General features: G+C 59.4%; 12 protein-coding genes and 3 tRNA genes. 12 read left to right on the top strand and 3 right to left on the bottom strand.

The window, feature by feature from the left end; translation table 11 throughout:
* Window positions 1-9: 9 nt before the first annotated feature.
* Complete coding sequence (larA, locus tag HY067_14100) at window positions 10-1299, bottom strand: nickel-dependent lactate racemase (protein MBI3529089.1); 1290 nt, start codon at window positions 1297-1299, stop codon at window positions 10-12.
* A gap of 99 nt (window positions 1300-1398) precedes the next feature.
* Here larA and HY067_14105 point away from each other — a divergent pair, with 99 nt between their 5' ends.
* From HY067_14105 to HY067_14120, 4 genes are all read left to right on the top strand, one after another.
* Entirely contained in the window at window positions 1399-2118 is a 720-nt protein-coding gene (locus tag HY067_14105; GenBank protein MBI3529090.1) for a hypothetical protein, read from the top strand.
* Window positions 2119-2198: 80 nt separating this feature from the next.
* The gene (locus HY067_14110) at window positions 2199-3365 is read left to right on the top strand and encodes a mandelate racemase (GenBank protein ID MBI3529091.1); all 1167 of its coding nucleotides are present in this window, start codon (window positions 2199-2201) and stop codon (window positions 3363-3365) included.
* Window positions 3366-3708: 343 nt separating this feature from the next.
* Window positions 3709-4632 (top strand): helix-turn-helix transcriptional regulator, encoded by a 924-nt coding sequence (locus HY067_14115; GenBank protein MBI3529092.1) that lies wholly within the window; start codon window positions 3709-3711, stop codon window positions 4630-4632.
* Window positions 4633-5001: 369 nt separating this feature from the next.
* Complete coding sequence (locus HY067_14120) at window positions 5002-5262, top strand: hypothetical protein (GenBank protein ID MBI3529093.1); 261 nt, start codon at window positions 5002-5004, stop codon at window positions 5260-5262.
* Window positions 5263-5287: 25 nt separating this feature from the next.
* On the opposite strand, the gene HY067_14125 is transcribed toward HY067_14120, so the two are convergent.
* A complete protein-coding gene (locus HY067_14125; GenBank protein ID MBI3529094.1) occupies window positions 5288-5491 on the bottom strand; it encodes a hypothetical protein in 204 nt (67 codons plus the stop codon).
* Between the two features lie 115 nt (window positions 5492-5606).
* Between HY067_14125 and HY067_14130 the strand changes: the two genes are divergently transcribed.
* Window positions 5607-7280: an L-lactate permease gene (locus HY067_14130; protein ID MBI3529095.1), complete on the top strand. Its 1674-nt coding sequence runs from the start codon at window positions 5607-5609 to the stop codon at window positions 7278-7280.
* Between the two features lie 61 nt (window positions 7281-7341).
* Window positions 7342-8337 carry an NADP-dependent oxidoreductase gene (locus tag HY067_14135; GenBank protein MBI3529096.1) on the top strand — a complete coding sequence of 332 codons (996 nt, stop codon included), beginning with the start codon at window positions 7342-7344 and terminating at the stop codon, window positions 8335-8337.
* A 19-nt stretch (window positions 8338-8356) separates the two neighbouring features.
* Here HY067_14135 and HY067_14140 read toward each other — a convergent pair whose 3' ends face one another.
* Complete coding sequence (locus HY067_14140; protein MBI3529097.1) at window positions 8357-8590, bottom strand: DUF3567 family protein; 234 nt, start codon at window positions 8588-8590, stop codon at window positions 8357-8359.
* Between the two features lie 74 nt (window positions 8591-8664).
* On the opposite strand from HY067_14140, the gene HY067_14145 reads away from it, so the two are divergent.
* The 6 genes from HY067_14145 to HY067_14170 all read left to right on the top strand — a co-directional run.
* Complete coding sequence (locus HY067_14145; GenBank protein MBI3529098.1) at window positions 8665-9156, top strand: RidA family protein; 492 nt, start codon at window positions 8665-8667, stop codon at window positions 9154-9156.
* A gap of 82 nt (window positions 9157-9238) precedes the next feature.
* Complete coding sequence (locus HY067_14150; protein MBI3529099.1) at window positions 9239-10279, top strand: NADP(H)-dependent aldo-keto reductase; 1041 nt, start codon at window positions 9239-9241, stop codon at window positions 10277-10279.
* 107 nt (window positions 10280-10386) lie between these two features.
* Window positions 10387-10471, top strand: a tRNA-Tyr gene (locus tag HY067_14155).
* A 106-nt stretch (window positions 10472-10577) separates the two neighbouring features.
* A tRNA-Gly gene (locus HY067_14160) sits at window positions 10578-10651 on the top strand.
* A gap of 72 nt (window positions 10652-10723) precedes the next feature.
* A tRNA-Thr gene (locus HY067_14165) sits at window positions 10724-10798 on the top strand.
* A gap of 53 nt (window positions 10799-10851) precedes the next feature.
* On the top strand, window positions 10852-10952 hold a 101-nt coding region (locus tag HY067_14170), incomplete at its 3' end, for an elongation factor Tu (GenBank protein ID MBI3529100.1).

Raw genomic sequence — 10952 nt, forward strand, 5'->3', positions numbered from 1 at the left:
GATTTCTCCTCAGGCGGGCTGATAGTAGGGCACCACGTAAGGCCCTTCGGGGATGACAGCCAGCGCGTTGTCCCCGCTGCGTTCGATGCAGTGCTGCAGAGTTTCTTCGACCGAGTCGATCAGGTTGACGCCGGTGAGCGCACGATCCGCCGCCGCCAGGCCGCCGGCATACAAATGCACGGCGCCGGCTTTCATCGGTTTGAGCTGCATCTGCGTTTGCCACTCGTCGATGTCGGCAAACTGCTTGCGGCTGATGTCGGCAAAAAATCCTTCGGCGCCGAGCGCGATCAGGCGGCGTTGCGCGTCGGCATATTCGTGCGATCCGAGACCATCGGAACACTCCGACACGATCACCAGGTCACCGCCGGGTTCGAGGATGTCGACCGGGCCGACCATGCCTTTCACCGTCTGATAGTAAGTCTTGTCCAGGGGATAGCCGGCCGCACTGGTGACGACGGTCTTGAAACGGCGGCCGATCGGCACACGTGCGTAGCGCTGCGTAAACTCGACGGCCTGCAAATGGCTCCCGAGGATTTCGCCGTAATTGACGAAAGACAGCCGGCGATGCTCGTCGATAACGGTGTTCACCGCCAGCACACGGCCGAGCATGCGCACGATCTCGAGCTGCTCCTCGTGCAACGGGTTGCCTTCGAGGATGCAGTTGTCGGCCTTGGGATGTGACATAAAGCGCGCGCTGTGGAACGTCGTGATGGTGTCGCGGTGCGCTACACCCGGGGCAATGACCTTGCGCCCGCCGGAGTAGCCGGCCATGAAATGCGGCTCGACTAGGCCGGTCGCGATTTTCAGATCGGCATCGACGAAGCGGCGATCGAGCTTGACCGGCGTACCCCGCGGCGTGCGGCCGAGGTCGACGTGAGCCGCGTCGTCGCGCGCGAAGTGATTTACTACGCTCACGGTCTTCAGCACCCACGGATCGCCGACCAGTTCTTCGAGTTCTGCTCCGTCGTTGGGGCGGTGCAACCCCGTTGCCACCAGCACGGTGACGTCGTCAGGTTTCATGCCGGCATCGAGCAATTGCCGGACGATTTCCGGCAAAAGCAGCCCGTTGGGTACCGGCCGCGTGATATCACAGATCAGGATGCAGGCGGTTTTCAGTCCGCGCGCCTCCTGGACCAGCGGGCCGGCACCAACGGGTTCCGCCAGTGCCTTGCGCACAGCGCCTGACGGATTCGGCTCGAGCGGCATGGCAGGCTTGCGGATGACCGTCACGTCCCAGTCGTCGGGCAGTTCAAGAGGATAGCGGTCGCGGCCGTAGTTCAGATCGAGTTGCATCGTCATTCGAGTATGGAAGCCGAGGAAACTATAGCACCGGCCGGGCAGCCGCGCCCGTAGCGTGGTCTTCCAGAGGCTCGTTCTAAAAGGTAGCATCGTATAACCATGAACTTTTCCGACCCCGTAATGGCAGCGCTGATTGGCGCGACCGCAACTTTCGCGGCGGCGCTGTTCCAGTTGTTGGTCAATGCTCGTCGCCAGGCTGCCGAAAGGACGGCAGGCAAGCCGGCCTCGCGCAAGACCGGCACCTGGCTGGCTATTTTCGCGCTGATGCTGGCCGCGGCCGTCGGCGGCTACGCCTTGGCCGAGTACCAGACCTTCCGGGATCGCGACGGCGACAAAGTACTACGGCAGGAAATGCAAACGCGGCTGCGCGACATAGGCAACGCCGCCGTGCGGCTCGAACGGGCCGGCTTGCAGAGGAGCGATCAAACTGACGCTGATGCAAGGCTCGCCGCCGAGCGCCGCCACGGGGCGGAGGGCGTTGTCGCGGTCATCGGATTGCCACCTTGCATCAACAGCCAATCTGCGCCGGAATCGTCCGCGGGATGCAACGAGGGCAGCGCACTTCATGCCTCCGTTTGCGCACTCATTCCCGCTGCGGCAGTGGTAACCGAAGTCCAGGTTTTCACCCGGCTGGAAGACTCCCGGCAACCCTGGCCGGAGGCGAGAGTGCAGCCTGGGCAGGACGCCGGTGCCGCGAAATTCGTCGACGCCTTCTACGAACGCATCCAGGCCGACGGGAAAGAGGTTTGCCAGCGCTTCGTCCACTGGAACAGTCAGAAAGCGCGCCTGGCGCGCATCCTCGTCAAATACGCGCCCTAGCCGGCCAGTAGCCGGATTGACACCTATTTCTGCAGAATGTCATCTTTGCGCATTGTCGGCATTCAACCAGGGGAAGTTCGATGAGTCGCATCAATCGCGTTGAGGTGCAGGAGTTTGCGTTCGAGTTGCCCGATCTGGGCTTTGACGCCGGCGGATTCAATATCGTCTACCAGCCGAAGAACAGGCTGAAACTGTCGAAGTACGCCATAGTGATTGAGGCGGACGACGGCGCACGCGGAGAATATGTCGCGCTGTGGGGCGGTACGACAATGGCGCTCGGCCAGACGCTGGCGCTGGCGCCGCATCTGCTGGGGCGTGATCCGCATCAGCGCGAACCGATCTACGATGACTTCAAACGCGCGCTTCGGCAATATGACCATATGGGCGTGGGCTGCATCGATATCGCATTGTGGGATCTCGCAGGCAAGCAATTGAACGCGCCGATCTGGAAGATGCTGGGCGGCTGGAGGAAGCGTCTGCCGACTTACGCGAGTTCCTACCATGGCGATCGCAATGGCGGACTGTCGAGCGCCCAAGCCTACGTGGATTTTGCGGAACAATGCTACGGGATGGGTTATCGCGCGTTCAAGATGCACGGCTGGTGCGACGGCAATGTGAAGGAAGAGTGCGAAGCCGTGCTGAAGCTGGGTCGGCACTTTCGCGGGCGGATGAATCTGATGCTCGATCCCGCATGCGAGTTGCGCACATTTGCGGATGCGCTGGCAGTCGGTCGCGCTTGCGACGAAGCGGGCTTCTTCTGGTACGAAGATCCGATGCGCGACGGGGGGTGGTCCCAGCACGCCCACAAGAAGCTGCGACAGTTCATCAAGACGCCGCTGCTGCAGACCGAGCACGTGCGCGGTGTGGAGCCGAAGGCGGATTTCATCGTCAACGAAGCGACCGATTTCGTGCGCGCCGATCCGGAATACGATCTCGGTATAACCGGCACCATGAAAATTGCGCACCTCGCTGAAGCCTTCGGCCTGGATGTCGAAATTCATGCTCCAGGGCCGGCTCATCGCCACTGCATGGCGGCAATCCGCAACACCAATTACTACGAACTGGCGCTGGTCGGTCCGAAATGCGGAAATGCGATGCCACCGGTTTACGCGGACGCATACAGCGATGAACTCTGTTGCGTCGGAGCAGATGGCTGCTTTCCTGTGCCCGACGGGCCGGGGCTGGGTGTGGTTTATGACTGGGAATTCATCAGGAAGCATCGTGTCGTTTCGCATGAATTCAAGTAACGGCGCAGGGCAATCTTGGTGAGTACCTGATCCTGTCTGCTTGTTTGGTCTATTCCGTGTTGGAATAGACCATATGCCTCACCGATCATTATTTTCGCGCTGCAATACTGCTTACATGCGTGTCACAAGCCCGCAACACGGGCCTTGGACTATGTAAACAGATTGACGCCGCTGCAATGCGCCATCTATATTACTGACCGGTCAGTTACTTTCTAGATCAGAGTCGATGGCGTGTGTGCATGCTGAAGACCCCGATAGAGGCGGCAGCCGATCGAGAAACAGTCTGCCGGCGACTGCGGACCGTGCGAGTGCACGGAGGAGAAGAAACGGAGGAAGAAGAAATATGAATGCCCCTTATGATCGGGCGCTATTGAATGCAGACTGCGCTCAACGTTCCACCGATCCAGTGGATGCGGCAAATGTGCGGCCGGACAGCGTCCGTGCATCCAGCCGGCCGCTGGGATGGAAGCCGCTGAATATCGAGAGGCGCGAACTCGAACCGGGCGGCGACTGCCTGCCGGGTGGCGTGACCGAGCATCTGATATTCGTCAGCCTGGCGGACGGCCATGTTATCCGCGAGAGCGGCGGCGACATCGCAGAGAAGGATCTCGAGGCCGGCCTGGTGTCCATTCATCCGAGTGACACGCCGGTGCGCTGGGCGTGGGATACCCGGTTGTCGTTCACGATGATGTCTCTCGATCCTGACTACCTGAATAAAGTGGCACGGGAATCTTTCGACTTCGATCCGGCCCAAGTACGGCTCAAGACGGTAGAAGGCCAGCGCGACCCTGTGATCACCAGCATCGCCGGAGCATTGATGCGCGAAGTGATGAATGGTGACGCCGGCAGCCGCCTGTACGCCGAATCCCTGGCGAATTTACTCGCCGTGCACCTGTTGCGGAACTACACCGAACATCCGGAATTGATCGAGGCCGACAAGGTAACCATTGCGCCGCGTTCGGTGATTCAGGCGATGAAGTATATCCATGAAAATTATCCAAGCGACGTGAGTCTTGCCGATATTGCTGGCGCCGCTCATCTGAGTTCCTATCACCTGACCCGGGTATTCAAGAAGGCGACGGGAGTGTCACCTCACCAGTATCTGGTGCAGGTGCGGGTCAACAGCGCCCGTTCATTGCTGACGGCTGGAGCAGGCGATCGCTCGCTGGCCGAAATCGCCGCCGCTGTGGGTTTTGCGGATCAGAGCCATCTGACGCGACACTTCAAGCGCATGCTCGGGATTACGCCAAAGCAACTGCGTCAGTAATTTCTTCGCGGCAAGCCAGTTGTTCGGCGATGCAACCCGCCGGTGCCTCCTACTTTCCATGACCGAGGACCGCGTGCAATTTTGTCCAAAAATTGGGCAAGGCCGTTCAATTGCACTCGTCTTCGAATCCGTATCGTTGCCGTATTCTTTCTCCCTCGCGGGCTGGCGGGTGACGCGTTATCTACCCCTCCCCTGGGCGCTAGCTCCCAGCCCGTATTTTTCTGCCCCGTCGCAGCGCTGATTGATCCGCAGGCGCTGCGGCGGAATCCTTTTTGCATCGCCCTCGCAGTTGACTAGAATACGAAGGTCACTGACACGTTTTCGGGGACCTTCATGACAGATCGAGCAAGGCGCTGGATGAGCGGGTGTGTGATTGCGCTAACGATGGCATCGTCGCCGTTGCTCGCCCAGACGGCGTCACCTTCCGGCTCCGACATGTTCGTGGATCTGGTCGTGACCCGGCCGCTGGGTTTGCTCGGTGTCGTAGTCGGAGCCGCCGCGTTTGTGGTCGCGCTGCCATTCACGATTCCGAGCGGAAGCGTCGGTCGGGCAGCCGAAGAATTGCTGAAGAAGCCGATTCGTTACACGTTCAAACGTCCGCTCGGAGAACTTCCCGACGAGCAGAGGTGATACTCCGCAGCCCACTGTCGCGGCGCTAAGCGGTCGAAGCAGGGTCGCTTCCCAGTGGCGACCAGGCCAGCATCGCCAAAGCGATCCGGATCAAGCTCATGCCGGTCGCCTCCATGGGCGTCGGATATTCCCCCAGTTGCAACCACGCAGCCAGCACACCCATTTTGATCAGTACCGGGATCAGGCAATGCGCTGCACCATCGGGATGATAGCTCACGATCCATGGCACGCACCTTTACTGGCGAAAGCCACCCGATAATTCGACTATACTTGCCCGCGATTGGAGGGCGGACACGCACAGTCGTCCAATCAAAATAAGAAAATTAATCAGGGGAGAAGACGTCATGATCTGGTCTCAGGTTTACGACCCACTCGGCAATACCATCCTGTCCACGCTGGTCTGTGCAGTTCCAGTCGTTGTGTTGCTCGGCGGGTTGGGGATCTTCAAAATTCGCGCCCACTATGCGGCGATAGCCGGCCTGGTTGCCGCGCTGGTCATCGCATTGTTTGTGATCGGCATGCCCGCCGAGCTTGCTGCCGGTGCAAGCTTTTTCGGCGCGCTGTTCGCTACCACGACCATCTGCTGGATCATCCTGAACCTGATTTTCCTGTACCGGATGACGCTTAAGGCGGGGTTGTTCAAGATCCTGCAGGACAGCATCGGCGGCATCACAAACGACCGCCGGTTGCAGCTGGTTCTGATCGCCTTCTGCTTCGGTGCGTTTTTCGAAGGCGCAGCCGGTGGCGGTACGCCGGTAGCCGTGACCGGTGCGATCCTGATCGGGCTCGGATTCAATCCGCTGGCGGCCTCCGGCTTGTCGCTGATCGCCAATACGGCGCCGGTGGCCTACGGCGGACTCGGAACGCCCATCATCGTCTTGCATTCGGTTACTCAGCCGGAAAATCCGGACTATCTGCTTACGCTTTCCGCAATGGTGGGACGGCAGCTCCCCTTCTTTTCCGTGATTGTCCCGATCTGGCTGGTGTTGACGTTTTGCGGCTGGCGCCGCACCGTAGAAGTCTGGCCGGCGGTTCTGGTCGCGGGCCTGTCTTTTGCGATTCCGCAATTCTTGATCTCGAATTACCACGGCCCGTGGCTGGTGGACATGCTCGGTGCGATGATCTCGCTGGTCATCCTTGCCGTGTTCCTCGCCTACTGGAAACCGAAGTCGGTCATGCTGGATGCGTCCGGAAGCGGGATTACCGTGCCCAGGGCCGAAGCCGCGAAGGAACATCACGGACACAGCCGCGACATGGTGATCAAGGCGTGGACGCCCTGGGTGATTCTGACCGTCATTCTGTTCCTGTGGGGCCTGCCCGTGGTCAAGGCATTCCTGAACCTCAAGGGAATCACTTACTGGGAGTGGCAGATTCCGGGCCTGCATAACCTGGTGCAGCGCGTGGAGCCGGCGGTTGCCACCGCACGTGTCGAACCCGCCGTGTGGAAATGGGGCATCATCTCGGCGACCGGGACGGGAATCTGGATCGCCGCGATAATTTCCGGCATCCTCATGGGTTTCAAGCCGCGTGAGATGTTCAAGACCTGGACCGAGACCTTCGGGCTGATGAAGTATTCGCTGCTGACCATCCTCGCGATGCTGGCTCTGGGTTACACGACGCGTTTTTCGGGGATGGATGGCACCCTTGGCCTCGCGTTCGCCGAAACCGGTTGGCTGTACCCGTTCTTCGGCACGATGATCGGCTGGATCGGCGTCGCCCTGACCGGGACGGACGCAGCCTCAAATGCGCTATTCGGCAGCCAGCAGGTGATCACCGCGAACAAGCTGGGCCTGAACCCGACGTTGATGGCGGCGGCAAACAGTTCCGGCGGGGTCATGGGCAAGATGATCGATGCGCAAAGCATCGTCGTTGCTTCAGTGGCGACCAACCAGCAGGGGAAGGAAGGGGTCATCCTGCGCTACGTTTTCTGGCACAGCATATCGCTGGCCGCACTCGTCGGCGTCCTGATCATGCTGCAGGCCTACGTGCCTTTCTTCCAGGCGATGGTATTGAAATAGCAGGCAGCAAGGTTTGCCCCGGCACGGCGGCTTTCGCCGTGCCGTTTTCATTTTGACATCGATGCACAATTTACAAGTAGTACTCGCTAGCCGACCGGAAGGTCCGGTCACCGAAAAAAATTTCCGCTTTGTCGAATCGGTGATTCCGTCGCCAAACGAAGGCGAGGCATTGGTGCGCAACCTCTACCTCTCGCTGGATCCTTACATGCGGATGCGCATGAACGACGGCAAGTCCTATGCACCACCGGTGCAACTCGGCGATGTCATGGTTGGCGGCACCATCGGGGAAGTGGTCGAATCGAAGGACCCGCGGTTCAAGAAAGGCGATATTGTCGGCGGCCGATTGGGCTGGCAGCTATTCGCAACAGCGCAGGCACAGGCGCTGCGCAAAATCGATACCCGGGGTGCTCCCTTGTCGACAGCCCTGGGTGTTGTCGGCATGCCCGGCGTAACCGCCTGGTATGGATTACTCAGGATCGGTGAGCCCAAGCCCGGCGAAACAGTGGTCGTATCCGCCGCTTCTGGCGCTGTTGGAAGTGTGGTCGGACAGATTGCCAAGATCAAAGGGTGCCGTACGGTCGGCATCGCCGGCGGAGCGGTGAAATGCGGTTACGTCGTGAACGAGCTTGGCTTCGATGCATGCGTCGACTACAAAGCGGACGCGTTCGAAAGCAAGTTGCGGGAGGCGACACCGGACGGAATCGACATTTACTTCGAGAATGTCGGCGGACGCGTATTCGACGCCGTGTTACCGCTTTTCAATGCGTTCGCCCGGATACCCTTCTGCGGTTACATCTCGGAATACGACGAAACCGGGTCTTACGGAGTGCAGCATCTGCGATCATTGCTGCTGAGCCGCGTAAGGCTGCAGGGCTTCATCATTTCCGAGCACCTCGATATCTGGGACGAAGCGCTGGCCGATCTCTTGGCCTGGCTCATCGCCGGAAAGCTCAACTACCGCGAGACCATTGTCCATGGTCTCGAGCGCGCGCCGGCGGCGTTTATCGGAATGTTGAAGGGGCTGAATCTCGGCAAGCAGCTCGTCAAGCTTGCCTGAGGGGTTTTACCTGCGACGTTCAGTGAAGGACGGTGGGCAAGGTCATCAGCGAATCGAACCCGCCCAAAAACTCGTCGACCGAATCGATCGAGGGGTTTTCGGCGATGACTTTCGCGAAGTTGTCGCGAAAGGCGACAGCTACCGGACCGTGGAAATAAGCGCAGACATGCGCGGATTTGTTGATGACTTCGAATCCGTCGATACTGGAGTATTCGATAACATGATAATTCTGGCTGTCATAGACAATCTGCATGTTGCCATCCGGAAAGTGAGCCACGCACCCGCGCGTACGCCTCTTCATATGGTGCGAAACGACCCCTTTTCAAGATGGCAAATGAAGATGTCATTCGTCGCCAGGGCTATCAAGTGATCGGAAAAAAACTGGCGGAACTGGGCATCGTATTGCCCGCAGCCGCGACGCCCGCCTTTCAATATGTTCCGGTTGCCGTCCATGAACGCCTGGCCTTCGTCAGCGGGCAGTTGCCTCGCCAGGGCGAATCTCTCGTTACAGGCAAAGTTGGGGGCGATGTCGACTTGGAGCAAGCCAGAGAGGCTGCCCGGCTGTGCATCCTGCAAGGATTGGCCTGCCTGAATCAGGTCCTGGGATCGCTCGATCGAGTGGAGAAGATCCTGAAGGTCACCGGGTTCGTTGCGTCGGCGCCGGGTTTCAATCAGCAACCCAAGGTCATCGATGCAGCTTCGGAACTGCTTGTCCAGCTGTTCGGGGAGGCAGGCAGACACGCTCGCAGTGCCATCGGCGTTGCCGAATTGCCGCGAAACGCGGCGGTGGAAATCGAGTTGATCGTCGCACTGCGCTGAATTAAGGACGAGCATTGAATGCTGCGAACTGCCGGAACATCAGGCAATCGCGAACATGCAATTGCAATTGGGAGAGACGGGAATGAAATACAACAAGCTTGGATCGAGCGACCTTGGCGTATCGGAAATCTGCCTCGGCACCATGACATGGGGAGAGCAGAACAACGAACGCGATGCGCACCAGCAACTCGATTACGCAGTCTCACGCGGCATCAACTTCGTCGACGCGGCGGAGATGTATCCCGTACCGCCGAATGCGGAGACGCAAGGCCGCACCGAAGCCTACTTCGGCAGTTGGCTAAAGAAGCAGCCGCGCGACAAGGTAATCGTCGCGACCAAGATAACCACGCAAGGACGAGGATTCGGATGGGTGCGGGGCGGCCCTGGCACGATAGGGCAGAAGAGCATCCAGGAGGCATTGGATGGCAGCCTCAAGCGGCTGCAAACAGATTACGTGGACCTATACCAGATTCACTGGCCGGATCGGTATCTGCCCCTGTTCGGCAATACTTTTTACGACCCCAAGCAGGAACGTGCAACGGCATCGATCGAGGAGCAACTGGAGGCCTTCGCCGGTTTCGTCAAGGCCGGAAAGATCCGCTATATAGGTTTATCCAACGAATCTCCGTGGGGGGTTCTGGAGTTCATGCGCCTTGCCCGCGCAAAAGGGCTGCCCATGGTGGCGTCCATCCAGAATGCCTACAGCCTCCTCAATCGGAGCTATGAAGCGGGACTTTCGGAAGTCACGCGTCGCGAGGGCATTCCGTTGCTGGCTTACAGTCCGCTCGCCTTCGGTCATTTGTCGGCAAAATATCTGAACGGGGCCAAGCCTGCAGGCGCCCGCCTGACCAGGTTTCCTCCGTTCGGACAGCGTTACGACAAGCCGAATGTGATGCCGGCCGTGACGGCCTATGCGGCTGTGGCCAGGAAGGCGAATCTGTCGGCGGCCTCTTTGGCCATCGCCTTCGTGCGCAGCCGCTGGTTCTGCGCGAGCACCATCATCGGCGCAACTACGATGGACCAGTTAAAGGAAGACATCGACGTCGAAGGGGTTACTTTGCAAGAAGAAGTCCACGAGGAAATCGACGCCATTCATCTGCGCTACCCCAATCCGGCAATCTGATCGCATGACGCCCGTGGCCGGCCGCGCGCTGCGGTCTTTGCGCTCCGGTCGTGCCTGCAAAGGTTTGACAGGTCTTCGATTCTTATCGATAATCCGCGGTTTCGTTCGGAGGGGTTCCCGAGCGGTCAAAGGGATCAGACTGTAAATCTGACGGCTCTGCCTTCGAAGGTTCGAATCCTTCCCCCTCCACCAAACAGCTGAAAGACGGGACGGGCGACGGCGATAGGTTGGTTGTCAAGGCGTCTTCAGGCGTGCCGGGGAATTGCAGGTGGTTTTGACGGGCAGAGCCCGGATTCAGGCGGGTGTAGCTCAATGGTAGAGCAGAAGCCTTCCAAGCTTACGACGAGGGTTCGATTCCCTTCACCCGCTCCAGGAATTTGCTAGCAGTTACGGTGACTTGAAGGCGGAACGTCAAGCTTAGGCGGGCGGCGTTCCGGCGGATTCGCCCATGTAGCTCAGTGGTAGAGCACTCCCTTGGTAAGGGAGAGGTCACCAGTTCAATCCTGGTCATGGGCTCCACGATTCAGGGGTTGCTCCAGACCTATGAAGAAGCTAATACAGAGGAAAGCGAGATGGCAAAGGGAAAGTTTGAGCGCACGAAGCCGCACGTGAACGTGGGGACGATAGGGCACGTGGACCATGGCAAGACGACGCTGACGGCGGCGATCACGCA

The organism is Betaproteobacteria bacterium, assembly GCA_016194905.1.
Taxonomy (GTDB): domain Bacteria; phylum Pseudomonadota; class Gammaproteobacteria; order Burkholderiales; family JACQAP01; genus JACQAP01.

Excerpts from the sequence above, each read along its gene's own strand:
- larA (MBI3529089.1), bottom strand. The coding sequence starts at position 1,299 with ATGACGATGCAACTCGATCTGAACTACGGCCGCGACCGCTATCCTCTT.
- HY067_14105 (MBI3529090.1), top strand. The coding sequence starts at position 1,399 with ATGAACTTTTCCGACCCCGTAATGGCAGCGCTGATTGGCGCGACCGCA.
- HY067_14110 (MBI3529091.1), top strand. The coding sequence starts at position 2,199 with ATGAGTCGCATCAATCGCGTTGAGGTGCAGGAGTTTGCGTTCGAGTTG.
- HY067_14115 (MBI3529092.1), top strand. The coding sequence starts at position 3,709 with ATGAATGCCCCTTATGATCGGGCGCTATTGAATGCAGACTGCGCTCAA.
- HY067_14130 (MBI3529095.1), top strand. The coding sequence starts at position 5,607 with ATGATCTGGTCTCAGGTTTACGACCCACTCGGCAATACCATCCTGTCC.
- HY067_14135 (MBI3529096.1), top strand. The coding sequence starts at position 7,342 with ATGCACAATTTACAAGTAGTACTCGCTAGCCGACCGGAAGGTCCGGTC.
- HY067_14140 (MBI3529097.1), bottom strand. The coding sequence starts at position 8,590 with ATGCAGATTGTCTATGACAGCCAGAATTATCATGTTATCGAATACTCC.
- HY067_14145 (MBI3529098.1), top strand. The coding sequence starts at position 8,665 with ATGGCAAATGAAGATGTCATTCGTCGCCAGGGCTATCAAGTGATCGGA.
- HY067_14150 (MBI3529099.1), top strand. The coding sequence starts at position 9,239 with ATGAAATACAACAAGCTTGGATCGAGCGACCTTGGCGTATCGGAAATC.